This window comes from Amycolatopsis sp. A1MSW2902, from assembly GCF_017312175.1.
Lineage (GTDB): Bacteria > Actinomycetota > Actinomycetes > Mycobacteriales > Pseudonocardiaceae > Amycolatopsis > Amycolatopsis nivea.
The window spans coordinates 7,556,997-7,583,543 of record NZ_QJPO01000001.1; the positions used below are offsets into that span (position 1 = coordinate 7,556,997).

Annotated in this window: 27 protein-coding genes and 2 pseudogenes; 16 read left to right on the forward strand and 13 right to left on the reverse strand. The window is 69.2% G+C overall.

Going from position 1 to position 26,547, the window contains the following annotated elements; translation table 11 throughout:
* The first annotated feature begins 1 nt into the window (after nucleotide 1).
* The 3 genes and pseudogenes from DMP23_RS35195 to DMP23_RS35205 form a co-directional block, all read left to right on the forward strand.
* The gene (locus DMP23_RS35195) at nucleotides 2-400 is read left to right on the forward strand and encodes a DUF2784 domain-containing protein (protein ID WP_037808862.1); all 399 of its coding nucleotides are present in this window, start codon (nucleotides 2-4) and stop codon (nucleotides 398-400) included.
* A 16-nt stretch (nucleotides 401-416) separates the two neighbouring features.
* Nucleotides 417-1,076 carry a TrmH family RNA methyltransferase gene (locus tag DMP23_RS35200; protein ID WP_037808860.1) on the forward strand — a complete coding sequence of 220 codons (660 nt, stop codon included), beginning with the start codon at nucleotides 417-419 and terminating at the stop codon, nucleotides 1,074-1,076.
* A 156-nt stretch (nucleotides 1,077-1,232) separates the two neighbouring features.
* Nucleotides 1,233-2,432 (forward strand): annotated as a pseudogene (locus DMP23_RS35205) (glycoside hydrolase family 76 protein); the annotation flags it as partial.
* Here DMP23_RS35205 and DMP23_RS48130 read toward each other — a convergent pair.
* The 3 genes and pseudogenes from DMP23_RS48130 to DMP23_RS35215 all read right to left on the reverse strand — a co-directional run.
* Nucleotides 2,425-2,631 (reverse strand): annotated as a pseudogene (locus DMP23_RS48130) (hypothetical protein); the annotation flags it as partial. The pseudogenes DMP23_RS35205 and DMP23_RS48130 overlap by 8 nt on opposite strands.
* Nucleotides 2,538-3,404 carry a LacI family DNA-binding transcriptional regulator gene (locus tag DMP23_RS35210; RefSeq protein ID WP_337823623.1) on the reverse strand — a complete coding sequence of 289 codons (867 nt, stop codon included), beginning with the start codon at nucleotides 3,402-3,404 and terminating at the stop codon, nucleotides 2,538-2,540. The pseudogene DMP23_RS48130 and the gene DMP23_RS35210, both read right to left, overlap by 94 nt.
* A 134-nt stretch (nucleotides 3,405-3,538) precedes the next feature.
* Entirely contained in the window at nucleotides 3,539-4,561 is a 1,023-nt protein-coding gene (locus DMP23_RS35215; protein WP_037808855.1) for a LacI family DNA-binding transcriptional regulator, read from the reverse strand.
* Between the two features lie 131 nt (nucleotides 4,562-4,692).
* On the opposite strand from DMP23_RS35215, the gene DMP23_RS35220 reads away from it, so the two are divergent.
* The 8 genes from DMP23_RS35220 to DMP23_RS35255 all read left to right on the forward strand — a co-directional run bounded on the left by DMP23_RS35220 (nucleotide 4,693) and on the right by DMP23_RS35255 (nucleotide 10,852).
* On the forward strand, nucleotides 4,693-5,712 hold the full coding sequence (locus DMP23_RS35220) for a substrate-binding domain-containing protein (RefSeq protein ID WP_037808854.1): 1,020 nt from the start codon (nucleotides 4,693-4,695) through the stop codon (nucleotides 5,710-5,712).
* The gene (locus DMP23_RS35225) at nucleotides 5,709-6,698 is read left to right on the forward strand and encodes an ABC transporter permease (protein WP_009084957.1); all 990 of its coding nucleotides are present in this window, start codon (nucleotides 5,709-5,711) and stop codon (nucleotides 6,696-6,698) included. The genes DMP23_RS35220 and DMP23_RS35225 overlap by 4 nt, the downstream gene beginning before the upstream one ends.
* Entirely contained in the window at nucleotides 6,695-7,519 is an 825-nt protein-coding gene (locus tag DMP23_RS35230; RefSeq protein ID WP_037808853.1) for an ATP-binding cassette domain-containing protein, read from the forward strand. Before DMP23_RS35225 ends, DMP23_RS35230 begins: the two co-directional genes overlap by 4 nt.
* Before the next feature lie 7 nt (nucleotides 7,520-7,526).
* Complete coding sequence (locus DMP23_RS35235; RefSeq protein ID WP_337824477.1) at nucleotides 7,527-8,393, forward strand: PfkB family carbohydrate kinase; 867 nt, start codon at nucleotides 7,527-7,529, stop codon at nucleotides 8,391-8,393.
* The gene (locus DMP23_RS35240; RefSeq protein ID WP_009084950.1) at nucleotides 8,390-9,025 is read left to right on the forward strand and encodes a nucleoside/nucleotide kinase family protein; all 636 of its coding nucleotides are present in this window, start codon (nucleotides 8,390-8,392) and stop codon (nucleotides 9,023-9,025) included. The genes DMP23_RS35235 and DMP23_RS35240 overlap by 4 nt, the downstream gene beginning before the upstream one ends.
* Nucleotides 9,026-9,033: 8 nt before the next feature.
* A complete protein-coding gene (locus tag DMP23_RS35245; protein ID WP_037808850.1) occupies nucleotides 9,034-9,555 on the forward strand; it encodes a hypothetical protein in 522 nt (173 codons plus the stop codon).
* A 10-nt stretch (nucleotides 9,556-9,565) separates the two neighbouring features.
* Nucleotides 9,566-10,309 (forward strand): SDR family oxidoreductase, encoded by a 744-nt coding sequence (locus DMP23_RS35250; RefSeq protein ID WP_337823624.1) that lies wholly within the window; start codon nucleotides 9,566-9,568, stop codon nucleotides 10,307-10,309.
* A 132-nt stretch (nucleotides 10,310-10,441) separates the two neighbouring features.
* Nucleotides 10,442-10,852: a VOC family protein gene (locus DMP23_RS35255; protein WP_043834805.1), complete on the forward strand. Its 411-nt coding sequence runs from the start codon at nucleotides 10,442-10,444 to the stop codon at nucleotides 10,850-10,852.
* A 4-nt stretch (nucleotides 10,853-10,856) separates the two neighbouring features.
* Here the strand turns inward: DMP23_RS35255 and DMP23_RS35260 are convergent, their stop codons facing one another.
* The 4 genes from DMP23_RS35260 to DMP23_RS35275 all read right to left on the reverse strand — a co-directional run bounded on the left by DMP23_RS35260 (nucleotide 10,857) and on the right by DMP23_RS35275 (nucleotide 15,672).
* On the reverse strand, nucleotides 10,857-11,534 hold the full coding sequence (locus DMP23_RS35260; RefSeq protein ID WP_037808846.1) for a DedA family protein: 678 nt from the start codon (nucleotides 11,532-11,534) through the stop codon (nucleotides 10,857-10,859).
* Between the two features lie 165 nt (nucleotides 11,535-11,699).
* On the reverse strand, nucleotides 11,700-12,524 hold the full coding sequence (locus tag DMP23_RS35265) for a YceI family protein (protein WP_037808843.1): 825 nt from the start codon (nucleotides 12,522-12,524) through the stop codon (nucleotides 11,700-11,702).
* Nucleotides 12,521-15,148 carry an MFS transporter gene (locus DMP23_RS35270; protein ID WP_337823625.1) on the reverse strand — a complete coding sequence of 876 codons (2,628 nt, stop codon included), beginning with the start codon at nucleotides 15,146-15,148 and terminating at the stop codon, nucleotides 12,521-12,523. Before DMP23_RS35270 ends, DMP23_RS35265 begins: the two co-directional genes overlap by 4 nt.
* On the reverse strand, nucleotides 15,145-15,672 hold the full coding sequence (locus DMP23_RS35275; protein ID WP_037808841.1) for a MarR family winged helix-turn-helix transcriptional regulator: 528 nt from the start codon (nucleotides 15,670-15,672) through the stop codon (nucleotides 15,145-15,147). Before DMP23_RS35275 ends, DMP23_RS35270 begins: the two co-directional genes overlap by 4 nt.
* Nucleotides 15,673-15,924: 252 nt before the next feature.
* Here DMP23_RS35275 and DMP23_RS35280 point away from each other — a divergent pair, with 252 nt between their 5' ends.
* A complete protein-coding gene (locus DMP23_RS35280) occupies nucleotides 15,925-16,350 on the forward strand; it encodes a PPOX class F420-dependent oxidoreductase (RefSeq protein ID WP_134664355.1) in 426 nt (141 codons plus the stop codon).
* A 77-nt stretch (nucleotides 16,351-16,427) separates the two neighbouring features.
* Here the strand turns inward: DMP23_RS35280 and DMP23_RS35285 are convergent, their stop codons facing one another.
* Nucleotides 16,428-17,000, reverse strand: coding sequence for a TetR/AcrR family transcriptional regulator (locus DMP23_RS35285; protein ID WP_037808838.1), 573 nt, complete (start codon nucleotides 16,998-17,000; stop codon nucleotides 16,428-16,430).
* Nucleotides 17,001-17,089: 89 nt separating this feature from the next.
* Between DMP23_RS35285 and DMP23_RS35290 the strand changes: the two genes are divergently transcribed.
* A complete protein-coding gene (locus DMP23_RS35290) occupies nucleotides 17,090-18,604 on the forward strand; it encodes an MFS transporter (protein ID WP_337823626.1) in 1,515 nt (504 codons plus the stop codon).
* A gap of 819 nt (nucleotides 18,605-19,423) precedes the next feature.
* Here the strand turns inward: DMP23_RS35290 and DMP23_RS35295 are convergent.
* Entirely contained in the window at nucleotides 19,424-19,999 is a 576-nt protein-coding gene (locus DMP23_RS35295) for a TetR/AcrR family transcriptional regulator (protein WP_337823627.1), read from the reverse strand.
* A gap of 88 nt (nucleotides 20,000-20,087) precedes the next feature.
* Here DMP23_RS35295 and DMP23_RS35300 point away from each other — a divergent pair, with 88 nt between their 5' ends.
* The 3 genes from DMP23_RS35300 to DMP23_RS35310 all read left to right on the forward strand — a co-directional run bounded on the left by DMP23_RS35300 (nucleotide 20,088) and on the right by DMP23_RS35310 (nucleotide 23,070).
* Nucleotides 20,088-20,969, forward strand: a complete 882-nt coding sequence (locus DMP23_RS35300; RefSeq protein ID WP_337823628.1) for an SDR family oxidoreductase — start codon at nucleotides 20,088-20,090, stop codon at nucleotides 20,967-20,969.
* Nucleotides 20,970-21,043: 74 nt separating this feature from the next.
* A complete protein-coding gene (locus DMP23_RS35305) occupies nucleotides 21,044-21,625 on the forward strand; it encodes a class I SAM-dependent methyltransferase (RefSeq protein ID WP_337823629.1) in 582 nt (193 codons plus the stop codon).
* Nucleotides 21,626-21,675: 50 nt separating this feature from the next.
* Nucleotides 21,676-23,070, forward strand: a complete 1,395-nt coding sequence (locus tag DMP23_RS35310) for an FAD-binding oxidoreductase (RefSeq protein ID WP_337823630.1) — start codon at nucleotides 21,676-21,678, stop codon at nucleotides 23,068-23,070.
* Between the two features lie 63 nt (nucleotides 23,071-23,133).
* Here the strand turns inward: DMP23_RS35310 and DMP23_RS35315 are convergent, their stop codons facing one another.
* The 4 genes from DMP23_RS35315 to DMP23_RS35330 all read right to left on the reverse strand — a co-directional run bounded on the left by DMP23_RS35315 (nucleotide 23,134) and on the right by DMP23_RS35330 (nucleotide 26,388).
* On the reverse strand, nucleotides 23,134-23,838 hold the full coding sequence (locus tag DMP23_RS35315; protein WP_037808826.1) for a DedA family protein: 705 nt from the start codon (nucleotides 23,836-23,838) through the stop codon (nucleotides 23,134-23,136).
* A 141-nt stretch (nucleotides 23,839-23,979) separates the two neighbouring features.
* Nucleotides 23,980-24,537 carry a hypothetical protein gene (locus tag DMP23_RS35320; protein WP_337823631.1) on the reverse strand — a complete coding sequence of 186 codons (558 nt, stop codon included), beginning with the start codon at nucleotides 24,535-24,537 and terminating at the stop codon, nucleotides 23,980-23,982.
* 32 nt (nucleotides 24,538-24,569) lie between these two features.
* Nucleotides 24,570-25,760 carry an N-acetylglucosamine-6-phosphate deacetylase gene (gene nagA, locus DMP23_RS35325; protein ID WP_043834785.1) on the reverse strand — a complete coding sequence of 397 codons (1,191 nt, stop codon included), beginning with the start codon at nucleotides 25,758-25,760 and terminating at the stop codon, nucleotides 24,570-24,572.
* 52 nt (nucleotides 25,761-25,812) lie between these two features.
* Nucleotides 25,813-26,388, reverse strand: coding sequence for a SigE family RNA polymerase sigma factor (locus DMP23_RS35330; RefSeq protein WP_051172562.1), 576 nt, complete (start codon nucleotides 26,386-26,388; stop codon nucleotides 25,813-25,815).
* Nucleotides 26,389-26,547: the final 159 nt, after the last annotated feature.

Sequence of the window (26,547 nt, forward strand, 5' to 3'; positions counted from 1 at the left end):
GGTGGACACGACGGTCGCGCATGTTCTGGCCGATGTCACCGTGGCGGTGCACATCCTCGCCCTGCTCTTCATCGGCTTCGGCGGCTTCCTCGCGTGGCGGTGGCCGAAGGTCGTTTTCGTGCACATTTTCTTCGCGGTGTGGGGCGTGCTGGTCAATGTCACGCCGATTCCGTGCCCGCTCACCGCGCTGGAAGATTTCTTCCGGCATCAGCAGGGTCTCGGCGACCTGCCCGGCGGGTTCAACGCGTATTACCTCTACGGCACGGTGATCCCGCGCTCGCTGCTGCCAGTGGTGGTCGTGGTGGCCCTGGCGGTGCTGGTGATCTCGTACCTGGGCGCCTACCTGAGGTGGCGCCACCGCCACGACGACAGTCCGGCGCACGGCGTCAGCCTCGGCTGAGCGAGAATCGTCCTTCGTGACGACGGAACAACCCGAAGCGGGCCCCACCGAGTGGGTGAACCGCGAGGAGGTAGGCGTAGGCCCCTGGCCAGGCACCTGGCCGGACGACCCGCGCTACGACCCCGAACTCCTGGCCAACGGCGACCGCCGCAACGTGGTCGACGCCTACCGCTACTGGCGCCGCGAAGCAATCGTGTCCGATGTGGACACCCGACGACACCCGTTCCACGTCGCGATCGAGAACTTCCAGCACGACCACAACATCGGCACGGTCGTCCGCACCGCGAACGCCTTCGCCGCCGCGGAAGTGCACATAGTGGGCCGCCGCCGCTGGAACCGCCGAGGCGCGATGGTGACGGACCGCTACCAGCACCTCCGCCACCACGAGAACGTCGCGACGCTGCTGGAATTCGCCACCGCAGAGGGCTTGACGGTGGTAGCGGTGGACAACACGCCCGGCGCAGAGCCGGTGGAAACCGCCGAACTGCCCCGGAAGTGCCTGCTGCTGTTCGGCCAGGAAGGCCCTGGTCTGTCCGAAGCCGCACAGACGGACTCGGCGAAAGTGGTCTCCATCGCCCAGTTCGGCACGACAAGGTCTATCAACGCGGGGGTTGCGGCCGGAATCGTGATGCACGCGTGGATCCGACAGCATGCGGACCTCTCCAAGGCTTGGTGACTTCGCCGCTTTGCCACCGATGGGGTGCTTCGTGAGTGGCTACGCCGGTTAGAACCGGGGCCGCTCACGAGAACCCAGGCCTAGCGCCGATCGCGCGGCTCAGACGGGAGTGTGCGTAGAGAGGCAAGTTCTCCGCAGCGCAGGCAGAATCAGGTCATGACCGCCGATCCAGCCGAGCCCGCCGATTCTGCTGCGCGTGGCGATGCGCCCGGCCCTGCCGCATCGCCCTCGGACGACTCTGCCGGTCGCACGCCGAATGCGGCTGCGGGCGCGGCGAATCCCGCTGAGCGTGCGGCACCGGCCGAGCGCACAGTCGACCAAGCCAATGACGCAATCGACCCGGCCGAGCGCACCGCGGCGGCGGTGGCTGAGGGTGCACCGGCCGAGCGTGCCGCAGCGAGCGAGCAACCCGCGGCAGCCGAGAGCCACGCCTCAGCCGAGCGTGCCGCAGCACTCGAACGCGCCGCCTCAGCCGAACAGGCGGTCTGCGCCCGACACCTCCGCCGCCTATGGGCTCTCCCGGGCACCGTCCTAGGTCGGAGTGGGTGGCCGCCCACCATTAGTCAGCGGTTGCACTGGCACTGGAACTACTGGTGGCAGGCCCATCTCCTCGACAGTCTCGTCGACGCGCAGCTCCGTCAGCCCACCGACGAACGCGCGCGGCTGATCGACCGCTTCATCGCGACGGTGCACCGGCGCAATTTCGGTTCCTGGGTAAACGACTACTACGACGACATAGCCTGGCTAGGGCTCGCGCTGCAGCGAGTGCGTCAACTCCAACTATCCACAGTGGACGAACCGATCGAGGCGATCAGCAAACGGCTGCACGAAGGCTGGACAGAAGACCTTGGCGGGGGAATTTGGTGGCGGCGCGGCGACTCCTTCAAGAATACCCCCGCGAACGGGCCCGCCGCTATATTTCATGCCCGGACGGGTGATCAACAACGCGCCGGCGCCATGACGCAATGGCTCACTGACACCCTCGTAGACCCGGAGACCGGCTTGGTCTGGGACGGGATCCGGGCGGACACCGGCGAAGTGGTCAAGCATATTTTCTCGTACTGCCAAGGGGTTTACCTCGGCGCATGTCTGGAACAGTCCCGCTGGGACGACGCCGCACGCACAATCCGCGCGGTGGAGAAACACCTTGCACCACAAGGGATTCTCCCGGGATCGGAGGGGGGCGACGGCGGGCTCTTCTCGGCGATCGCCGCCCGTTACCTCGCGCTCGCGGCCAACAAGGCCAACAAACTGCCTAGGCCGGAAGCGGAAACAGCGAAAAGGCTGGTCCAAAACTCAGCTGAAGCGTGCTGGAACGGTGCGGCACAAGAGAAAACCGGACCGTTGTTCAGCGCGTACTGGGGCAAGCCAGCCCCGAACCCGCCGGGCAAGGCGGAGCGGGATCTGTCTGTCCAAATTGGAGGGTGGATGCTGCTGGAGGCCGCGGCGACCCTGTAAAGCTCAGCAGCCGCACGAAGCGCGGTGCAAGAACCGTGGCGCGAGGCGGACGGACTCCGGTCGGCGCTCCGGCTCGCGGCAGCGTGCCAACAGCAGCTGCACTGCCCGGCGGCCGATTTCCGAGATGGGTTGTGCCATCGTCGTCACGCCAGGGGAAACCGTGCGCGCCCAGTCCATGTCGCCGTATCCGACGACCGCCAGTTCCGATCCGATCCGGATGCCGCGGCGGTGTGCTTCCCACTGCACGCCGATCAGCATCGCTTCACCCGCGACCACCAAGGCAGTCGGCGAGGGCCAGCCGTCCAGGAGTTTCGCGGCAGCGCGGGCCGCGCCGCCTGCGGTGGATTGGCCGGACGCCACCAGCTCCGGGTTGTAGCGCAGCCCGGCGCGGCCTAGGCCGAGGCGGTAACCGAGGGCGCGTTCTTCGCTGACGGTGGTGCCTTCGGTGCCGGTGATCAACGCGATCCGCCGGTGCCGGCGCGCGGCCAGGTGCTCGACCAGCGCGGACATGGCCTGGAAGTTCTCCGAACCGACCTGGTCGACGTCGTTGCGGCCGGCGATCCGGTCGACCAGAACCGTCGGCACACCCGTCCGCACGAGACCGTTCACGACCGCCTCGTCACCGGGCGCGGGCACCAGAAGGACGCCGTCGATCCTGTCCGCCTGCAGTGCGCGCAGCACTTCGGCTTCCGCGCGCGGACAGTCGCTGGTGTCGGCCAGCAGCAGGTCGCAACCCGCCCGCGCGGCAGCGCCGCGGATGGCACGCAGCAGCTGGTCGTGGTACGGGCTGGCGTGCCTCCCCAATGCCACCCCGAACCGATGGGTGACCGGCAGGTCCCAGTGGGAGACCTCCGGCGCCAGAACGGTCATTTTTCATGGCCCTCGTCGTCGATACCTACCCAACAGTAGCCACTGTCGGGCCGCACCAGAGAGGGTCCGAGACGATCGGGTCCCGAGAATCACTGAGGTGAGTGAACGGCCGCGGGCCTGGTTACGCGGGGCAGTCACGACGCGCACCCGCACGAAGCCCGGTGCCGCAAGGTCGGCGGCAACCGCACAGTCTCGGCCGGTCGGCCGGGATCCGCCAGTCGAGCGAGCAGCAATTGCACCGCCCGGCGGCCGATTTCGTCGATCGGCTGGGCCATCGTCGTCAGCGGCGGGTCCACGAGATCGGCCCATTCGACGTCGTCGTACACCACCACCGGCAGGTCCTGGCCGATCCGCAAACCCCGTCGCCGCGCCTCGTGCAGGACGCCGACCATCATGCTGTCGTTCGCCACCACCAGCGCGGTCGGCGGATCCGGCAGCGCCAGCAGCGTGCTCAACGCCAAGCCGCCGCCGTCGCGGGAGGACTGTCCGCACGCCACCAGGTCAGGCGACCAGCTCAATCCTGACCGGCCGAGGCCGAGCCGGTAGCCCAGCACGCGTTCGTCGCTCGTCGTCAGACCGGGCGCGCCGGAGATCATCCCGATCCGGCGGTGGCCCAGCGACGCCAGATGCGCGGTCAGCGCCGACGTCGCCTGGATGTTCTCCGCGCCGACCTGGTCGATGTCGGTCCGGGTGGTGAGCCGGTCCATCAGCACGGTCGGCACGTCCAGCGACACCAGTTCGCCCAGCACCGACCCGTCGCCGGGCGCGGGCGTGATCAGCAGCCCGTCGACCCGGCGCGACCGCAGCGCGCGCACCACGTCCCGTTCGGTGCCCGCGGTGTCGTGCGTGTCCGCCAGCAGCACGGTGTATCCGTTTGCCGACGCCTCCCGCTCGATCGCGTGCATCAGCGCCGCGAAGTACGGGTTCGCGACCAGCGAGATCGCCATCCCGATCGACCGCGTGCCCCCGGTGACCAGCGAGCGCGCGATCGCGTCGCCGGTGTACCCGGTGGTCTCGATCGCGCGCAGCACCGCGGCTTTCGTCTCCTCGGCCACCGCCCGCGTGCCGTTGACGACGTGCGAGACCGTCGTGATCGACACGCCCGCCATTTCGGCGATGTCGCGCTGGGTCGGGCGGGCGGAGCGGGGTCGCGGCATGTCTGTCCTTCATCGAGAGAGCGAAACCAGGAGCGTTGGCAAGCGTTTGCGCAAACGCTTGCGTCATGGCATGAGTCTGTCTACCTTCCCGTCCATCGGCAAGCTCGCACCTCGATTCGGAGGGCATCTCCATGAGACACCGGAGTCTCACCGCACTCGCCTTGGCGGCCGCTGTCGCGGTCTCCACCGCCGGGTGCACCGTCGAACGCCACTGGGGCGGCAGCTCCAAAACCGGCGGCAGCGGCAAGGCCAAGGTCGGCCTCGTCACGAAGACCGACACCAACCCGTACTTCGTCGAACTGCGCAGCGCCGCGGCCGCCGCGGCCAAGGCCAACGGCGCTGACTTCAGCGCGCTCGCCGGGCAGTTCGACGGCGACAACGACGGTCAGGTGCGCGCCATCGAGAACCTGATGCAGCAGGGCGTGAACACCATCCTGATCACGCCGAGCTCGTCCACCGGCGTGCTCAAGGCCATCAAGGACGCCCGCGACGCCGGCATCCTGGTGATCGCCCTCGACACCGCCACCGAACCGCCGGACGCGGTCGACGCCACCTTCGCCACCGACAACTTCGCGGCGGGCGAGCAGCAGGGCGCGTACGTCAAGGCGGCGCTGAAGGGCGCGGACCCGAAGCTCCTGATGGTCGACGGCACCGCGGGCAGTTCGGTCGACACCCAGCGGCACGGCGGGTTCCTCAAGGGCATCGGGCTCAAGGACGGCGCGCCGGAGATCAAGGGCCACACCAACGCCAACGGCGACCAGAGCCTCGCCCAGCAGGGCATGGAGAACCTCCTCCAGCGCACCACCGACCTCAACGCGGTGTACACGATGAACGAGCCGATGGGCCGCGGCGCGTACGCGGCGCTGAAAGCGCGCGGCCTCACCAACCAGCTCACCGTCGGTTCGATCGACGGCGGCTGCGAGGGCGTGCAGAACGTCAAGAACGGCCAGTTCGCCGTCACCGTGATGCAGTTCCCGCGGAAGATGGCCGAACAGGGCGTGCTCGCGGCGGTCGAGTACGCGAAGACCGGCAAGAAGCCGAGCGGGTTCGTCAACACCGGCTCGACCGCGATCACCGACCACCCGATGCCGGGGGTGCCGAGCAAGGACACCGCGTGGGGCCTGCAGAACTGCTGGGGAGGCGGGAAATGACGACCGCGACGGTCAACAACCGCGAGCGCGAAACGCTCGGCGAGTTCTTCCTCCGCGCCCCCGCGGTCGGTCCCGCGCTGGCGCTGGTCGTGGCGGTCCTGGTGTTTTCGTTTGCCACGGACACCTTTTTCGACCTGGACAATCTGTCCACAGTGGTCCAGCAGTCGCTGGTGGTCGGCACGCTCGCGCTCGGCCAGACGCTGATCATCCTGATCGCGGGCATCGACCTTTCCAACGCGTCGTCGATGGTCGTGGCGACGCTGGTGATGGCGAAACTGGCCGCGGTCACGAACGTTTTCTTCGCCCTGCTGGCCGGAGTCGCGCTGACCGTCGTGGTCGGCCTGTTCATCGGCACCCTGGCGACGCGGATCAAGCTGCCCGCCTTCATCATCACGCTCGGCACGTTCACCGGCCTGACCGCGGTCGCGAAGCTGATCGCGGGCGGCCAGGCGGTTCCGGTGTCCGACGGACTGCTCACCTGGCTCGGCACGAAGCGGTACCTCTTCGGCGGCATCCCGATCACCTACGGCATGACGCTCGCGCTGCTCATGTTCCTCGCCGTCTGGTACGCGCTCACGAAAACCGCGTGGGGCAAGCACGTTTACGCCGTCGGCAACGCGCCGGAGTCCGCGCGGCTGTCCGGGATCAAGGTCAACCGCACCGTGCTGTCGGTCTACCTCGTCGCCGGGCTGTGCTTCGGCATCGCCGCGTGGCAGGCGCTCGGCCGCACGCCGAACGCCGACCCGAACCAGTTCCAGCTCGGCAACCTCGACTCGATCACCGCGGTGGTGCTGGGCGGCACGAGCCTGTTCGGCGGACGCGGTTCGGTGCTGGGCACGCTGTTCGGCGCGCTGGTCGTCGCCGTGCTGCGTTCGGGGCTGACGCAGATGGGCGTGGACGGCAACTACCAGGACCTGGCGACCGGCGCGTTGCTGATCGCCGCGGTGGTCGTGGACCGGATCGCACGGAGGCAGCAGCAGTCATGACTTCCTCGAACGAGCAGCAGCCGACCCTTTCCGCGCGCGGCCTGGTGAAACGCTACGGCCGGGTCACCGCCATCGACGGCGCCGATTTCGACCTCTACCCAGGCGAAGTGCTCGCCGTGGTCGGCGACAACGGTGCCGGGAAGTCCAGTCTCATCAAGGCGTTGTCCGGTGCGGTGGTGCCGGACGCCGGCGAGATCAAAGTGGACGGCAAGACGGTCCACTTCAAGTCCCCGTTGGACGCGAGGCACTACGGAATCGAGACGGTGTACCAGGATCTGGCGGTCGCGCCGGCGCTGGACATCGCGTCGAACATGTTCCTGGGCCGGGAAAAGCGGCTGAAGGGACCGTTCGGCATCGGGTTGCGCAAGCTCGACAGCGCGACCATGCGCACCGAGGCGCAGCGGATCCTGGACGACCTCGGCATCAAGGTCAAATCCATTACCCAGCTGGTGGAAACGCTGTCCGGCGGGCAGCGGCAAGGCGTCGCGGTGGCGCGCGCGGCGGCGTTCGGCACCAAAGCGGTGATCATGGACGAGCCGACGGCCGCGCTGGGCGTCGCGGAATCCGCGAAGGTGCTGGAACTGATCGGCCGGATCCGTGACCGCGGCCTGCCGGTGGTGCTGATCAGCCACAACATGCCGCACGTCTTCGAAATCGCCGACCGCATCCACGTGCACCGGCTCGGCAAGCGCGTCGCCGTGGTGACGCCGAAGACGCACAGCATGAACCAGGTGGTCGGCCTGCTCACCGGCGCGTTGAAGCTCGACGACAACGGCGAAGTCGTCGAGGTCGCGTCCACCACGCACGCCGGGTTGACCTGACGTGCGAGTGCTGCTGGCGGGGTTGTGCACCGTCGATGTCGTACAGCGGGTCGCGGAATTCCCGGAGCCGAGCGAGAAAGTGCAGTCGCTGCAGGTGGATGTCGCGGCCGGTGGGCCGGCGACGAACGCCGCGGTGACCGTCGCGGCGCTCGGGGCCGAAGCGACTCTCGTGACGGCTCTCGGTGCGCACCCGCTGGCCGCGCTCGCCCGGGCTGACCTCGAAGCCTGCGGCGTCGACCTGGTCGACCTCGCTCCGGAACGCACGCAGGCGCCGCCGGTCAGCGCGGTCGTGGTGCGGGACGGCGACGGCGAACGCACCGTCGTCTCCCGCAACGCCGCCTCCGACGAGCCGCTGGAACTGCCTGACCTCGCCCAGATTTTCGAGCGCGTGGACGCGGTCCTCGTCGACGGCCATCATCCTGAGCTAGCGCTTGCTGTCGCCAAGGAAGCCCGCGCCCGCGAAGTGCCGGTCGTCCTCGACGCGGGCAGCTGGAAACCGGTACTGGACCAGTTGCTGCCATTGGTTCACGTGGCAGCCTGTTCCGCGCGGTTCCGTGCTCCCGCACCGAGTTTGGCCGAACGCGGAGTGTCAGTGACGATCACGACGGCGGGCCCGGAGCCGGTCGCCTGGAGCACTACGGAAGACTCTGGGCAGGTCCCCGTGCCGCTCGTCGAAGCGCGGGACACCCTGGGGGCCGGAGACGTGTGGCACGGTGCGCTCGCGTACGCGGTCGCGACGCGGGAAGGCGCGGTCGCCGACTGGATCGGATACGCGAACGCGGTGGCAGCGGAACGGGTCCGGCATGTCGGTCCGCGTTCGTGGACGGGGCCGGTCGGGGAACTGGCGAAGAGCAGAGAAGAGGGAGTGCGATGACGGCGTTCGAGGATCTGCTGGCGCGGGCCGAGAAGCTGGCCAAACCGCGGGAACGGCACGTGCTCGGCATCATCGGCGCGCCCGCCTCCGGGAAAACCACGCTGGCCTGGGCGATCGCCAACGCGCTCGGTTCGCGGGCCGCGGTCGTCGGGATGGACGGCTTCCACCTGGCCCAGGTCGAACTGCAGCGGCTCGGCCGCACCGACCGCAAGGGCGCGCCGGACACCTTCGACGCGGCCGGCTACGTGCACTTGATTCGCCGGCTCGCCGAGGGCCGCGAGACGGTGTACGCGCCGGAGTTCCGCCGCGAGATCGAGGAGCCGATCGCCGGCGCCGTCCCGGTCGCGCCCGAGGTGCAGCTGGTCATCACCGAGGGCAACTACCTGCTGCTTCCGGACGACCCGTGGAGCGGCGTGCGGCAGTACCTCACCGAGGCGTGGTTCCTCGCGCCGGACGAGCCGGAGCGGATCGAGCGGCTGGTGTCCCGGCACCGGCGCTACGGCCGTTCGCTGGTCGAGGCCCGGCAGCGCGCGCTCGGCTCCGACCAGCGCAACGCGGACCTGATCGCGAACACCCGCGACCGCGCCGACCTGGTGCTCGAGAACCTGCCGCTGACGAATTTCGCCCTCTGAGCAGGGTGATGTTCGACGATCCGGCGACGACGGATCCCTACGCCGGCGCGGTCACCTGGGACCGGGCCGGCGAAGCCCGGATCGCCGTGCTGTACCCGCCGTATGTCCCGCTCGTGCGCACGCACCTGAACGGGCTGCGGACGCTGGTCGACCGGCGGTTGTCCGAACCCGCTGGTCAGGGGCCGGATCCGAGGCTGGCGCTGCTGGTCGAGCGGATGCGCGAGACCACCAGCGAACCGCAGCTCGAACCGGAGGTGCTCAGCGAGGTCCGGACCCGGCTGGACTGGGCGTTGTCGGTGCTGCCGGAGCACGGCGGTGTCCTCGAGCTGCACACTCCGATGCACCAGTGGTGGTGGGGACGCGCGCTGCTCGACGTGTGCACGGCCATCACCGCGCTGCTGGGAGCATGGCTGCGGGGCGAAGCGGTCGACGGGCAGCACTGTCCGGACGACGCGACGTGGTGGATGTGGATGGCGCAGATGCGGTGGCTCGACGCCCAGTTCGTGGAGCCGCTCAAGCCTCGTTCGTAAGGAGTGACCCGTGGGGGTTTTGGTCGTCACCGGCGGCAGCCGGGGCATCGGCGCGGCGATCTGCGAACTGGCCGCGACCCGCGGTTACGACGTGGTGGTCAACTTCTCCGGCGACCCGGCGCCGGCCGAGGAGGTCGCCGAACGGGTGCGGTCCCACGGTGCGCAAGCGCTTGCGCACCGCGCCGATGTGTCCGACGAACAGCAGGTCAGCGACCTTTTTTCGGCGGCGGCAGAGCTGGGCCCGCTCGTCGGCTTGGTGAACAACGCGGGCGTCACCGGCAACACGCCCGGCAGGCTGGACGAGCAGAGCGTCGAGACCGTCCGACGGGTGCTGGACATCAACGTCACCGGCGTTTTCCTGTGCTGCCGCGAGGCGGTGCGACGGCTGTCGACGCGCTACGGCGGGTCCGGCGGAGCGATCGTGAACGTCTCGTCCACGGCGTCGCGGAACGGGTCGGCGGGCGAATGGGTGCACTACGCGGCGTCCAAAGCGGCGGTCAACACGCTCACCCTCGGCCTCGCACGAGAGGTCGCCGACGAGGGAATCCGGGTCAACGTCGTGTCCCCCGGCCTGGTCGACACCGGATTGCACGCCGCCGCGGGAATGCCGGACCGGGTCGAACGGCTCAGTCCGGTCATCCCGCTCGGGCGCGCCGGCCAGCCGGAAGAGATCGCCGCGGCCGTGCTGTGGCTGCTGTCCCCGGAGGCGTCCTTCACCGTCGGCGCGGTGCTCGAGGTCGGCGGCGGCCGCTGATCCATCTCGGACAGTGAGACGCCCGGAGACGGGCAGATCACGATTGACCCCGGAACTCGGTGAACTCGCCCGTAGCGGTTGTCCCGGTGTGCGAGTCTGGAACGAGGGGTTGAAAGGACGGCCGCGAAAGTCATGCCCAAGCTCACGTCTGTGCACCATCTGGCGCTCACCGTGACCGATGTGGACCGAAGTGTTCCCTGGTACGTCCGGGTGCTCGACCTCGAGGAAAGCCATCGGCGCGAAGACCCGGAAACCGGGGTGCGCAAAGTAGTTCTGCGTTCGGCAGGAGACGGATTCTCCGTGGTGCTGGTCCAGCATCCGGACACCGAACGGCCCGCGTTCGACGAAAGACGCACTGGTCTGGACCACGTCGCGTTCTCGGTGTCGTCCCGGGCCGAGGTCGCCGAATGGGAGGACCGCCTGCGCGAATACGGCGTTTCCTACCTGCCCGCGACGGAATCGCAGACCTTCGCGGGTTCCGCGGTGATCGTGTTCCGCGATCCGGACGGCATCCAGCTGGAAGTCTGGTCCGACCCGGCCTGAAAACTCAGGCGTGCGCGTCGTCGGGTTCGTCGACCGGACGCCGCATTTCCTGGCGGTAGCGCAGCACGCCGTACGCGGTGCCGAACACGAAGAACGCGATGCTCACCCACAGCGCCGCGGTCTTGACCCACGGGATGGCGTCGAGCAGACCCGCGCCGTAGTAGCCGAGCAGCACCAGCGTCGGCACCCACAGCAGGCCGCCGACGGTGGTGGCGAGCAGGAACCGCCGCGAATCCATCCGCGCGGCGCCGGCGATGAGCGGGGCCAGCGTGCGGATCCACGGGATCCACCGTGCCGCGACGATCGCGAAGAAACCCTTGCGGTCCAGGAAAGCTTGCGCGCGTTCGAGGTTGTGCCGGTTGAGCATCCGCCCGCCGCGCCGGGCGATCAGCGTGGTGCCCGCGCCGCGGCCGATGTAGTAGCCGATCTGGTTGCCGACCACGGCGGTGAGCAACGCGGCCGCGGACAGCAGCCACGCGTTGAGGTCCGAGCCGTGCTGGGCGAGCACCACGCCCGCGCCGAACAGCAGCGAATCGCCGGGCAGGAACAGCCCGATGATGAGCGCGCATTCGATGAGCACGAACGACAGCACGATGACCCAGACGAGCACCGGGCCGGCGGTGTCCAGCCAGCTCAGGCCGATTCCCGCGGCGTGCGCGGGCTGGGCGGCGTCGAGGTTCACGCGAAGAGCCTACGTGGCTGGGACCGGCTGCAGTACGCAACCATCGAATCCTCCGCATTCGGTGACTTTGGGTATTCCTGGGGTAACCAGACTGTTCACCCTTTTCGCCCAGGACAACGAACAGGCCGCCCGGGACAGTTCCCGGGCGGCCTGTCGCGGTTTTCTCTAGAACTGCGGCAGGGACTCGCCCTGCACCGCCTCGATGTCCAGCTCCACCTTGACGGTCGTGCCGATCGCGGCCACGCCCGCCCGCACCATCGCGCTGTAGTTGATCGCGAAATCGTTGCGGTGCAATTGCGTTTCGGCGTGGAACGCGGCACGCACGCCGCCCCACGGGTCCGGGCCGTGCCCGGTGTAGCGCAGGTCGAGCGTGACGTCGCGGCGTTCGCCGTGCAGCGTCAGCACACCGCGCAACGCCCAGTTGTCCGTGCCGAGCTGGGAAAGCCCGGTGCTTTCGAACGTGATGAGCGGATACGCGTCGACGTCGAGGAATTCGGCCGAACGCAGGTGGTCGTCCCGCATCTTGATGCCGCTTTCGATGCTGCCCGCCTTGATCTCGGCGCGCACGCTCGAGCGCTCGACCGGCCGGGCGACCTCGATCCGCCCCGCCACGTCCGGGAACCGCACCTTGATGCTCGCGATGCCCATGTGCCGCGCGGTGGCGACCACCGACGAGTGCATCGGGTCGATCGTCCACGGACCCTCCGGCGGCAGCTCGACCGCGCCGGAAACCGGCACGAGCGCGATGTCGCCGAGCAGCCCGGCCCCGTCGGAGCCGATCTGCACGGTACGGGCCAGCGGCGTGTACCCCGGCGCGGTGATCACGGCGGTGTAGACGCCAGGGGGCAGCGGGTCGGTGACCACCGCCCCCTTCGCGTCCGTGACCTGCCGCGCGACCTGGCGCCCGTTCAAGTCGGTGACCGTGAGCACCGCGTTCTCGACCGGCCATCCGCCGTTCGAGCGCAGCTGTGCGCGCAGGCCCCCGCTCATGACCGGTCGGCCAGCTCGTCGAGCGCCTGGTCGTAGCTCAGCCGCACGTCGTGCTGGGCCTCGCCGTCGTTCAGCGTCACCTGGCTGGTGGCGGGCGGGTATCCGCTCGCCACGACCGTGTAGGACCCGATCGGCAGGTCGCTGACCACGTAGCGGCCCTCGCTGTCGGTGCGGGCCACCGCCGCGACGTTGCCGTTCGCGTCGAGCACGGTGATCCGCGCGTCCGGCACGATCCGGTCGCCCTCGGTGCGCGCGACGCCCTGGAGCAGCACCGCGCCGGCGAGTTCGACGTCGTGGCGCAGCACGCCGCTGTCCGGCACCGTCAGCGTGACCGCGACCGGGCGGTAGTGCGGGCCGCTCGCGACCAGCGTGTACTGCCCGGCGCCGACACCGCTGAAGGTGTAGACGCCGTCCTCGGCGGTGATGAACGCGCCGTTGACCTCGCCGCGCGAGTCGGTCAGCGTGACCGTCGCGTTCGCCAGCGGGGTCGCGGTGCCGATCGAACGGACCACGCCGGTCAGCTCGCCGGAACCGGTGAGCGTGACGTCCAGGTTCGCCGGGTGCCCGCCGACTACCACGCTGGAGGCCTGCGGCTGGTGCCCGGGAGCGGACACGATCAGCACGTACGTTCCCGGACCCTGGGTCGGGATCGAGTAGCTGCCGTCGCCGTTGCCGGTCGCCCGCGCCACCTGACGGCCCTGCTGGTCGATCAGGGTCAGCGCGGCCGCGCTCACGTGGCTGCCGTCCTGGCGGCGCACGTGGCCGGTGACCGGGACGCCGCCCGAGCCGGTGGCCGTGCCGAATTCCGCGTCGGCCACCGAGTTGGTGATCGGCATCGGACGGGCGTCAGCCACCGCCTGCGCGTCGCCGTGGCCGTTGGTCAGGGCGTGCCTGCCGCCGGCTCCGACGAGCACCGGCTCCTTCGGGGCCTCCTCGAACAGCGAACCCGCCGTCTTCAGCTCAGCGGTCTCTTCCTGGGCCGGGACCGGCTCGTCCAGGTCTTCCAGCAGCGCTTCGCCGCCTTCGACCGCGGCCGCCGCCGGGTTCATGCCCGCCAGCGGGATCTCCTTCATGAACAGCAGCACCAGCGTGGCCAGCAGCGCGACGCCGCCGGCGACCCAGAACACCGTGGTGATGGACTCGGTGAAGCCGATCAGGATCGGCGTGCGCACCGCTTCCGGCAGCGTCTGGATGACGCTCGTGTTGCTCGACAGGTCGCCGAGGTTGGCGCCCCCGCCCGGAGGCAGGTGGCCGCCGAACGCCTTGGTGATGTTGCCCGGCAGCACGTTGAACAGAATCGTCAGGAACACCGCGACCCCCGCGGTACCGCCGATCTGCCGGAAGAACGTCGCCGACGCGGTCGACACGCCCATGTCCTTGCGCGGGCCCGCGTTCTGCACCGCGATGATCAGCGTCTGCATGCACTGGCCGAGGCCGAGGCCGATGATCAGCGCGGCGACCAGCGGGTGCCAGATCGGGGTGTCGTACTTGACCATGGCGAAGAAGAACGCGCCCGCCGCGATCAGGATCGTGCCGACGACCGGGAAGATCTTGTAGCGCCCGGTCTTCGACGTGATCTTGCCGGAGATGATCGAGCTGGACATGATGCCGACCATCAGCGGCAGCATCAGCAGACCCGATTCGGTCGGCGTGTAGCCCTGCACGACCTGCAGGTACTGCGGGATCATCGTGATCGCGCCGAACATCGCCACGCCGACGATCACGCCGCCGATGATGGCCACGGTGAAGGTCGAGTTCTTGAACAGCCGCAACGGGATCAGCGCGGCGTCCTTCATCAGCTTCTCGACGACGATGAACAACACGATGCCGACGCCGCCGATGATGTACATCCAGATCGACTTCTGGTCGCCCCAGCCCCACTTCTGGCCCTGTTCGGCGACGATCAGGAACGGCACCACGGCGATGACCATGGTCAGCGCGCCCCACCAGTCGATCTTGTGGTCGTGGCGGTTGTGCGGGACGTTCAGCACCTTCGCGACGACGAACAGCGCGATGATGCCGATCGGCACGTTGATCAGGAAGACCCAGCGCCAGCCGTGCAGGCCGCCGAGGGTGTCGAAGCCTGCGAAGAAGCCGCCGAGCACCGGGCCGAGCACGGTCGAAGTACCGAACACGGCGAGGAAGTAGCCCTGGTAGCGAGCGCGTTCCCGCGGAGGGACCACGTCGCCGATGATCGTCATGGCCAGCGACATCAGACCGCCGGCGCCGAGACCCTGCACCGCGCGGAACGCGGCCAGTTCGTACATCGAGGTCGAGAACGACGCGGCGGCCGAACCGGCGACGAAGATCGCGATCGCGGCGAGGTAGAACGGCTTGCGGCCGTAGATGTCGGAAAGCTTGCCGTAGATCGGCGTCGCGATCGTCGACGTGATCAGGTACGCCGTGGTCGCCCACGCCTGCAGGTCGAAGCCGTGCAGGTCGTTGGCGATCCGGACGATCGAGGTGCCCACGATCGTCTGGTCGAGCGCGGCGAGGAACATGCCGCACATCAGGCCGCTGATGATCGTGACGATTTGGCGGTGAGTCAGCCGCGGACCGCCCTCGCTGTCTTCAGCGGGCGCTCCCCCTCGCGACTGAGGTTGTTTTTCAACGGTGGACGTCATGCGTTCGAGGCCCCCTTGGCCTGTGCCGTCGCCGCGGTGTCGGACAGCGACGGATTGTTCTTTTCGATACCTGTGTTGAGCCGCGCGAGAAGCTCGTTGAGCGTCTCGCGCTCCTCCTGGCTCCAATCGCCGAGCACGTCGGCGAGCCACCGGGCGCGGTGCTTGCGGTTTTCGTCGAAGACGCGGAGGCCTTCGGCGGTCGGGGCGAGCAAGCAGGCGCGGCCGTCCTCGGGGTCGGCCTGCCGTTCGACGAGTCCGTGCTGCACGAGCGAGCTGGACTGCCTGCTGATCGTGGAGATCTCGGAGTGCAGGAACTCGGCCAGCTTGCTGGTGCGTTGCGGGCCTTCGTGGACGAGGCAGAAGAGGATCGCGTACGCGGCCCTCTCGATCCCGTCCGGCCCGTGTTTGGCGACCTGGGACTTCGCCTTGGTGATCAAGCGCATGAACCGGACCAGCTCGTGCCCGAGCTGGTCGGCAAGGTCGAGGTCGGCCTCTGGCCTGACGGCGGAGTTCTGAGGTGCCATGTGGGTCTTCCTTGGGGTGGAGCAAACCATTGGTTGGCGACTGCAACTAGTTGCCTTAAGCAAGAGTGTGCCCGTACGGCGTATTTCGCAAGCGGCCGGCCCATGGTTGTGTCACAAGACACTTTAGTTGCCGCATGCAAGCAGATTTCAACCGGAGGGGTATCGTCCGGTTTCTCCCGGTATGCGGACGCCGCTGGTCACTAGCGGTTTGAGGGCGGGAACAGATCCTTCGCGCCGGGGTTTCATAGGGGTATGACTGACGACACAGCGCTCTACGACCTCATCGCGGCGGGCAAGCACGGCGTCCTGGCGACCCTGAAACGAGACGGCCGCCCGCAGCTGTCGACGGTGTCGCATTACTTCGACCGCGACGCCCGCCAGCTGCAGGTGTCGATCACGGACACGCGCGCGAAGACGAAGAACATGCGCCGGGATCCGCGGGTGAGCTACCACGTGGCGTCGTCGAACGGCTGGTCATACGCGGTGGCGGAGGGGCGGGCGGTGCTGTCCCCGGTCGCTTCGGCTCCGGACGACGAGGCGGTGGAGGCGTTGATCGCGCTGTACCGCAAGGTGGCGGGCGAGCATCCGGACTGGGACGAGTACCGAGCGGCGATGGTGGCGGATCGGCGGCTGGTGCTGACGGTGGAGATCGAGCGGGTTTACGGGCTGGCTCGCTGAGGTGGTCGTCCGTGAGTGACGCCTGGAGGGAGTTCTCCTCGCTGGCTTGAAGTCAGGTGCCTGGCGGTCCCCGCGGCTCAGCCCTTCCGTCGTCCCGCGGCGACCGTCGCCTGGACCGGCGCCCCGGCCTCGATCCGGTCCGCGATGTCCTCGATCTGCTCCAGCAGGCTGTCGGTCACCTCTTCGCCGAGCGCCGCGCGCATGTAGAGGCCCTCGCCGACCAGCATCACCAGCTCCGCCGTCACCGGGTCCTCGACGTGCTCCAGCATCAGCTCGCGGGTGCGCTCGGTGCAGCGCCGCGACACCTCCGCCGCGATCGGGTCGTTGAGGACAAGGCGGAGCGCGGCCATCGTCGTGCGGTGCAGCGCGAGGTCGCGCGTGACGTCGGTGATCGACGAGCGCAGGTAGTGCCGGACCACGCCTTCCGGGGCGCTCCGCGCGCGTTCGAGGTCCTCGTCGGTGAGCCGCTCCAGGCGTTCGAGCAGGCCGTCGCGCAGGGCGTCCTTCGAACCGAAGTGGTAGAGCAGCCCGCCCTTGGACACCCCGGCGTGCGCCGCGACGGCGTCGAGCGTGATCTCGGCCGGGCCGCGGTCGGCGAGGATGACCTCGTACGAACCGAGGATGCGTTCTCGTGCTGAAGGTTTCGCCATCACCTTGACTATACCGTCCAGACGGTTTACCTTCTACCTCAGGAACGAAACTGTACCGTCTGGACGGTACAAGGAAGGAAGAGTGCGCCATGGTGCGGCGCGGAGGCCAGTGGTGGGCTTTGGCGGTTCTGGTGCTGCCGGTCCTGTTGATCAGCGTGGACACGACAGTCCTGGGGTTCGCCCTGCCCTATCTCAGCGAGGATCTCGCGCCCACGGGTGCGGAGCAGCTGTGGATCGTCGACGTCTACTCGTTCGTCCTGGCCGGATTGCTGGTTTTCATGGGCACGCTGGGCGACCGGATCGGCAGGCGGCGGCTGCTGCTCATCGGTGGTGCGGCGTTCGGCGCGGCCTCGGTGCTGGCGGCGTTCGCCACGTCACCGCTGATGCTGATCGTCGCGCGGGCGCTGCTGGGCGTCGGCGGTGCGACGCTGATGCCGTCCACGCTGTCGCTGATCCGCAGCATCTTCACCGAGGACCGCACGCGGCGCACCGCGGTCGCGATCTGGAGCGCGGCGTTCTCCGGCGGGATGGCGGTCGGCCCGGTCGTCGGCGGCTGGCTGCTCGAGCACTTCTGGTGGGGTTCGGTCTTCCTGATCAACGTGCCGGTGATGGTGCTGCTGCTCGTCGCGGGCCCGTTGCTGCTGCCGGAGTTCCGCGATCCGAACCCGGGCCGCTTCGACTCGTGGTCGGCGCTGCTGTCGCTCGGCACGATGCTGCCGGTCGTCTACGGCGTGAAGATCGCCGCGACGGAAGGGATCACCTGGTCGGCCGGTGCCGCGATGGTGCTCGGACTCGCGCTGGGAGCGGCGTTCGTGCGCCGGCAGCGACGGCTTGACCAGCCGATGCTGGACCTCGGCCTGTTCGCCAACCGCAAGTTCGCCGGATCGGTGATCACGAACCTGCTGGGCGTGTTCGCCCTGGTCGGGCTGCTGTTCCTGCTGCCGCAGTACCTGCAGCTGGTGCTCGGCCTGAAGCCACTGGCCGCGGCACTGTGGATGCTGCCCGCCACGGTCGCCGGCGTCGTCGGCGCCCTGGCAGCCGCCTGGCTCGCCCGCCGAGTCCGGGTGCCGGTCCTGGTCAGCCTGGGCCTGCTCCTCGGCGCGGCCGGCTTCCTGGTCCTGACCACCATCGGAGCCGACGCCGGACTGGCCGCAGTAGTAGTGGCGTTCGTCCTGGTCGGCGGCGGGGTGGCCCTGTCGGAGACTCTGACGAACGACCTCGTGATCTCCGCCGCCCCGGTCAACCGCGCCGGTGCTGCGTCGGCGATCTCGGAAACAGGCTACGAACTGGGCGGCGCCCTCGGCACCGCCCTGCTGGGCAGCCTCGCCACGGCGGTCTACCAGTCCGGCCTGCCCGCCACCGCCCCGGCCGCAGCCCACGACACCCTCGGCGGCGCGGTAGCCACCGCACACTCCCTGCCCGCCGCAGAGGGAGCGGAGCTGCTGACCACCGCCCGCGAATCCTTCGTGACGGCACTGCACACGAGTGCGTGGGTGGGCGCCGCGATCCTCGTGTACACGGCACTGCAGGCGTACTTCCTGTTGGGCTGTCGGCGAAACCGCCCGCAGGACACCAAGCGGGAGGAGCCCGCGATGTGCGCATGATTCGGTGCCTGTCAGGCAGGCGAACCCAACCCGCCTGCCTGACGGGCAGCGGAGTTCCGGTTGCCGGGTAAGGGAAATGCTTCAGACCGGACGGCTGTCCTCCAACAGGGCACCGCCCCGGCCGAAGAGGCGCTAGGGCCTCCGGAGTGGGCGGATTCCTGGCACTACTCGGATCCCGCCGGTTCAGCTCGGTGAAGCGCTTGCCGTGCAAGGCTCTTGCAGATATTCCGCTGGGTCGGCGTCCGTCCTCGCGGTCGCTCTCCGAGTCCTCGGGAAGCCGCGCGCGACGCTCCCGCTGACGAGGGCGGCAGTCGTTTGTCCGGTGCGGATCCGCCCGCCGTCAGCGCGTGCGAGAGCCGTCCGTTCGAGCCAGCGAAGTGCTTGCTGCGCAAGGTTCTTCCAGATGCTCTGCTGGATCGGCGTCCGTCCCTGCGGTCGCTGTCTGAGTCCTCGGGATAGCCGCGCGCGACGCTCCCGCTGACGAGGGCGGCAGTCGTTTGTCCGGCGCGGATCCGTTCTGCGCCAATGCGCGCGGAAGCCGTCCGTTCGGGCTAGTGAAGTGCTTGCTGTGCAAGGTTTTTCCGGATGCTCCGCTGGGTTGGCGTCCGTCCCCGCGGTCGCTCTCCGAGTCCTCGGGATGGCCGCGTTCGACGTCGCCTCTCCGGCGCGGACCCGTCCGGCGCTAATGCGCGCGGGAGTGGGCAGGCACCGTCCGTGCAGCCCAGCGAAGCACTCGTCGAAGCTTCTTCCAGCGCTGCCCCCAAAACTCCGCCGATTCGGCGTCCGGGCTCCCAGGCAAGAGCCGCCGGAAGCGTGCCGTCACCCCAGCGAAGCGCTCGCCGCCCGCAGCTCCTCCAATGCTGCCACCAAAAACTCCGCCGGATCAGCATCCCCGCGATCGCTCTCCGACCACGCGAAATACCCCCGCTTAAAAGCCAACACCCCCAACTCGCTAGCGAGCGCGGCAGTCGCCTCGGGTAGGCCTCGGGAGGTCAGGGCCGTAGTCATCGCCGCAGCGAGGCCGACGCTCTTCAGCGCGTCCCGTTCCTGGAGTTCCGTGCTGGCCGCGACCGCGGCCTTCAACCGAGGGGCGAGTTCCCGGTTCATCGGGCCCATGGCCGTCGCGGCGCGGCGCAGGCCTTCCGCTACTGCTTCCAGAGGGCTGGCGTCGGCGGGGGCGTCGGCGATTCCCTCCGCGAGCAGCTTGCTCAGCGTTTCCTGCCCGGCCACCAACAACTCCCGTTTGTCCGGGAAATGCCGGAAGAACGTGCTCTTCGTGACGCCGGCGCGCTCAGCGATCTGCGCGACCGTCGTGGCGTCGTAGCCCTGTTCGGCGAACAGGTCGACGGCAGCTACGACCAGCCGTTCGCGTGCTCCGGGTTCCCATCGGGCCATGGAGCCATCCTATGTGACGAGACCTTTGTCCCGTCACTCTGGTAGCGTATGACGGGACAAGAGTCCCATCACTCTGAGGGAGAAATCCATGCGCGTGTTCGTCACCGGAGCGACCGGGTTGGTCGGCTCCGCGGTCGTCGCCGAGCTGCTGGGCAGTGGGCATTCCGTCGTCGCGCTCGCTCGATCCGACGACTCTGCTGCGGCGGCCCAGAAGGCGGGTGCTGAGCCGGTGCGGGGTGCGCTGGCTGATCTGGACGTCATCCGCGAGGCTGCGGCCAAAGCGGACGGGGTGATTCACCTCGCCTTCGCCAATGCGTTCAACAGCGCCGAAGCCCTCGCGCACGCGGTCGCCGAGGAAACGGCGGCGCTCAAGGCGCAGGCTGAGGTGCTCGTCGGAAGCGGCCGGCCGTTGGTCACGGTTTCCGGGACGCCGTATGTGCCAGGGCGCGCGTCGACCGAGTCCGATCCGCTGTCGACTGACGGGCCCGTCGGCGGGAGGGGGCGCACGGTCACCGAGGTGCTGGGGTTCGCGGATCGCGGGGTCCGGACGTCCGCAATCCGGCTGCCGCGCACGGTGCACAACGACGGGAAGGGCGGGTTCGCCGGTCTGTTGACCACCATCGCCCGGCAAACGGGAGTGTCCGGTTATCCGGGCGACGGCACGCAGCGGTGGCCGGCGGTGCACGCGCTCGACGCGGCTGTTCTCTTCCGGCTCGCGTTGGAGAAGGCTGAACCTGGGACGGCCTGGCACGCGGTCGCCGACGAAGGGGTTGCGGTCGCTGGCATCGCGGAAGTGATCGGACGGCGGCTGGGGCTTCCGGTCGAATCCGTGCCGGAGGAAACCTACGGCACGCTTGGGCCGCTGTTCGCGATCGATCAGCCAGCGTCCAGCACGCACAGTCGGCAAGCGCTTGGCTGGGTTCCGACGCATCCCGGTCTGCTGGCGGACCTGGAGAACATCCGGAGCTGATTTGCGGTTCCGGCAAAGAACCTTGTCGTTCAGCGCGGTCAGCGGAATCGTGAACGGCGGAGGTGGCAACGAAAATGGTTCCGTCCGGGGAGACCGCGCAGTTCTGGGAAGACCTCTACCGCAGCCGTGAGCAGGTGTTCAGCGGCGAGCCCAACGGGGTGCTCGTCACCGAGGTCGAGGGGCTGCCGCCGGGGCAGGCGTTGGACGTCGGGTGCGGCGAAGGGGCTGATGCGCGGTGGCTGGCCGCGCGCGGATGGCAGGTGACGGCGCTCGACATCTCGCGCACCGCGTTGCAGCGGGCGGCCCCGGCTAACGCCGGGATCGCTTGGGTGTGTTCGGATCTGGCCGCGAGTCCGGTTCCGGCGAGGACGTTCGACCTGGTCAGCGTCCAGTATTTCCCGCTTCGCCACGACGACGGGGTGCTGCGGAAACTGCTCGACGCCGTCGCGCCCGGCGGGACTTTCCTTTTCGCCAGTCACGATCCGCGCGATCTGTCGCCGGAGCACGCCGGTTACTGCCAGCCGGACGACATCGCGCGGGCTCTCGGGGACGAGTGGACCGTCCTCGTCAACGAGAGCCGGTCGCGGGTGAAGCCCGCTCCGCCGGGCACCGCGCACACCCGTGACACCGTGCTCTGCGCGCAGCGGACCAGCTAATATCGGAATTAATATTCCGCACTGCGGAGATCCCGGTTTACCATGCGGAGATGAGCAACGACGCCCTCCTCCAGCGGCTTCGGGACGACCTCGGCCCGGCCGCGGTGCTCACCGACGCTGACGTCACCGACGCCTACGCGCGCGACATGATGCCGCTCGCTCCCTCGGGAAAACCGTTGGCGGTAGTGCTTCCGGCGGATACCGCGGGAGTGCAGGCGACGGTCCGTGCCTGTGCCGAAGCGAGAGTCCCCATCGTGCCGCGCGGGGCGGGCAGCGGGCTTTCCGGCGCGGCCAACGCCATCGACGGCTGTGTCGTGCTTTCGCTGATGAAACTGAACGAGATCGTCGAGGTCGACGCGGGCAACCGGCTCGCCGTCGTGCAGCCGGGCGTCGTCAACCTCGACTTCCGGTCCGCCGTCGAGAAGCACGGCCTGTTCTATCCGCCCGACCCGTCCAGCTACGACTGGTGCACGATCGGCGGCAACCTCTCCACCAACGCCGGCGGCCTCTGCTGTGTGAAATACGGCGTGACCACCGACTCGGTGCTCGGCCTCGAGGTGGTGCTCGCGGACGGATCGCTGCTGAAAACCGGCCGCCGCACGGTCAAGGGCGTCGCGGGCTACGACCTCACCAAGCTGTTCATCGGCAGCGAAGGCACGCTCGGCGTCATCACCCAGGCGACCGTCTCGCTGCGGCCGCTTCCGCAGGCCCCGGCCACTTTTGTCGCCGGGTTCAACACCACCGAGGCGGCCGGCGAGGCGGTCGCGCGGGCGGTGTGCGAGGGGCTGGTGCCGTCGCTGCTGGAGATCATGGACGCGGCGTCGATCAAGGCGTCCGAGACCTACCTCAACACCGACCTCGGCGCGGGCTCGGACTGTCAGGCCCTGCTGCTCGGCCAGTCCGACGCGGGCGGCGAGGCGGCTCGCCGCGAACTGGCGCTGCTCGAGCAGATCTGCACCGACTGCGGCGCGGACCTGGTCTACGCCACGGACGACCTCGAAGAGGGCAAGATGCTGCTGCAGGCCCGTCGCGTCGTGCTGACCGCGCTGGAGACCTACGGCGTCTGGCTCACCGACGACGTCAGCGTGCCCCGCACCCGGATCGCCGAGCTGATCCGCGGCTGCGAACGGATCAGCGAAAAAGTCGGGCTCAAGATCGCCGTCGTCGGCCACGCCGGGGACGGGAACATGCACCCGACCATCGTGTACGCGCCCGATTCCGAGGACGAATTCGCGCGCGCCCAGCAGGCGTTCGACGAGATCCTCGAAGTCGGCCTGTCGCTCGGCGGCACGGTGACCGGCGAACACGGCGTCGGCAAGATCAAGCGCGAATGGCTCGCCCGCGAAATCGGCCCTGTCGGGATCCGCGTGCACCGGCAGATCAAACAGGCCCTCGACCCGGAGAACCTCTTCAACCCGGGCTCGATGTTCTCGATGGCCGACTGAACCCCGAAACGACGAAGCGGCGTCCGGGAAAGTCCGGACGCCGCTTCGTCGTAGAACCAGGAATCAGTCGCGCACGCGCGGGATCTGCTGCGTGACGTCGGCCGAACCGTCGGCCGGGCGGGCCTTCTTCTCGCGGCGGCTCTTCAGGTACTCGATGGCGATCGGCACCACCGACACCAGCACGATGAGGACGAAGATCGCGTCGACGTTGTCCCGGATGAAGCCGATGTTGCCCAGCAGCGACCCCAGCACGGTGATGCCCGCGGCCCACAGGATGCCGCCGATGACCGTGTACGTGAAGTAGCGCTTCGGGTCCATCCGGCCGATGCCGGCGATCCAGGTGATGAACGTCCGCACGAACGGCACGAACCGGGCCAGCACGACGGCCTTCGGACCGTGCTTCTCCAGGAACGTGTGCGTCTTGTCGACGTACTCCTGCTTGAAGAACTTCGAGTCCGGCCTGCTGAACAGCTTCGGCCCGACGAAGTAGCCGAGGTAGTACCCGACGACGTTGCCCAGCAGCGCGGCGACCGTGACCAGCACGCACACCAGCCACAGCGGAGCCTTCAGCGTGCCGTTGGCGATGAACAGGCCCGCGGTGAAGAGCAGCGAGTCGCCGGGAAGGACCGGGAAGATGCTGCTCTCGATGAAGATGATCAAGCACAGCACGGCGATCACGGGGGCCGTCAGCCCGTTCAGCAGATGCTGCGGGTCCAGCCACGACGGCAGCAGGGACATGGTGGTCACTGTGTTCTGGGCGAGAATCACACCGAAAACGGTACAGGGTGACTCAGGGTGGCCTCATCGGGCAAGGAATCGCAGGTCATCGGTGTGGGATCGGGGTTAAGAACTTGGCCCGCGAGTGCCCCGCGGCAGTGGCCGTCCGGGCAACCGAGGGCGCGGCGGGGCTCAGATCAGCGTCAGCAGGCCGATGACGGACCCGGCGGCGAGGCCGAGCAGCACCGCCAGCAGCAGGACCCAGTGCGCGGGCAGCGGGCCGTTCTGCGCCGCCTGGGCGGGGCGGCGGACGGTCGCGTCGGCGGACCCGACCGGCGGGATCGAGCCGGTGGTGCCGGGCGAGGTGTCGGCCGCGTCGAGGGCGGCGCGTTCGCGGGCGAGCGAGTCGGCACCCGCGCCGGACAGCAGGCCGTAGTTGGGCGGCAGTTCGGTGGTGGGGCCGGTCTGCGACGGCGCGCCGGTCTGAGCCGAGGCGCCGAACGAGCCGGTGCCGGACGCCGGAGCGGCGCCGAACGAACCGGTTCCGGCGGTGCCGGGGCCGGAGATGCCGGGACCGCCTGCCGCGCTGAATGAGCCCGTGCCGGAAGCACCGGGCTGGACCGAGCCGGTGCCCGAAGCTTCCGGACCGGCCTGGTCTTCCGCTGGATTCGGCAGGACGTGCGGAGCGAAGACGGCTTGTGCACGCAGCGCGTCGGCCAGTAACCGTTCCGGGTCTTTCGGCTCGCTCATCCGCTCCGTCCGCCTGTCGAAGTGCTAGCTCGTCACGTACTCAAGGTAGCCCGGCCCGCCTCGGCCACCCATTCGCCCCGGTGCAGTACCCGGGACGGGCGCAGGTCGTCGTCCAGGATCACCGCGTCCGCGGCGAGGCCGGGGCGCAGTGCGCCGGTGCGGTCGGCGATGCCGAGCAGTTCGGCCGGTCGCGCCGACGTCGCCCGGACGGCGTCCAGTACGTCGAGTTTCGCACCCTTCACCAGGTTGCGGAAGGCGTTGTCCATGGTCAGCGTGCTTCCGGCGAGCGAACCGTTGTCCAGGGTGGCGACGCCGTCGTGGACGTCGACCTCCAGCCTGCCCAGCGTGTAGCGGCCGTCGGCGGCGTCGGTGGCCGACATGGCGTCGGTGATCAGCACCGTCCGGCCGCGGCCCGCGTGCTGCGCGGCCAGCCGCACGACCGTCGGGTGCAGGTGGACCAGGTCGCAGATCAGCTCGACCGTCACGCGCTCGTCGTCGAGCAGCACGCCGACCGGGCCCGGTTCGCGGTGGTGCAGCGGGCGCATGCCGTTGAACAGGTGGGTGGCGACCGTCGCGCCGGCGTCGATGGCCGGAACCAGCTGGTCGGCGACCCCGTCGGTGTGGCCGATCGCGGCGATCACGCCGGACTCGGCGAGCTGCCGGACCGCCTTGACGCCGCCGTGCAGCTCGGGCGCGAGCGTGACCATCCGGATGGCGCCGTGCCCGGCGCGCAGCAGCTTCTCGACGGTCCCGGTGTCCGGTTCACGCAGAGTGTCCGGATCGTGGGCGCCGCAGCGGGCGCGCGAGATGAACGGGCCCTCCAGGTGGATGCCCGCGAGGTCGCCCTCCTGCACGAGTTCGCGCAGCGCGGCGATCTGCTCGGTGAGCAGGTCGATCGGGTCGGAGACCAGGCTCGCGAGCATGGTGGTGGTGCCGTGCCGCCGGTGCGCGCGGACCGCGGTGCGGATCTCGTCCGGGTCGAGCGTCGAGAACGACGCGCCGCCGCCGCCGTGGCAATGGGTGTCCACGAAACCGGGCACGACCAGCGCCCCGGCGACGTCGACCGTGGCGGCGTCCGGGCTGCTCGGGGGTGTTCCGGTGCCTACCGCGGCGATCTGTCCGCCGGACACGGCGAGCCAGCCGTCGTCGAGTACGCGGTCCGGGGCCACGACGCGGCCGCCCGTGATGACGAAGTCTCCGGGGTGCTTCACGCGGTCCAGCATATATTGGTCTGGACCAAGGAGGGTCGACCAGCGCGAGATTGGTCCGCCCAGGTCACTGAGGCGGCTGCATTGCCTTCTGCAACGCTTCCAGCGCCCGGCTGGCGGTTGACTTCACGGTGCCCTTCGAAATGCCCGCGGCTTCCGAAATCTCCGCTTCGCTCAGCCCGCCGTAGTAGCGCAGCACGAGCACCTCGCGCTGGCGCGGCGGAAGCTTCGACAGGGCGTTGACCACGGCCTGGTGCTCGCTGGAGAGCATCGCGAGGCTTTCCGCGGACCGGGCGTTCACCGCGTGCGGGGGCACGTACTCGCGGGCGGTCTTGCGTCGGCGCAGCACGCTGCGCGATCCGTTGACCACCGCGGTGCGCAGGTAGCCGACGGCCGCGGCGGCGTCGCGCAGCCTGCCCCAGTTGCGGTGCAGGCCGGTGAACGCCTCCTGCACGACGTCCTCGGCCGTGGCCGGCTCGTCGACCAGCAGGATGGCCAGCCGGACCAGCCGCATCCGGTGCTGCCGGTAGAGGTCTTCCAGGTTCAACGGGGCGGTCGGCGGCTGCGCCGGGACCGGCCCGTCCATGGTCCGCAGGTGGCCGAGGGTCGCCTCGACGCTGCGTTCCGCGTTCCCCTCCAGCATGTATCCCCGCCTGTCCTCGACGTGTCCGCTCCGCAGGCCCCAACGCGTGCGCGATAGGCACAGCGTGCACACAGGTTCCGCCCGCGCCTAGCCTATCGGGTTGGCCTCCCGCTGCCACCGCTCGCATGGTGCGTCCGCCCGGCTGTCACCGGTAGCGTC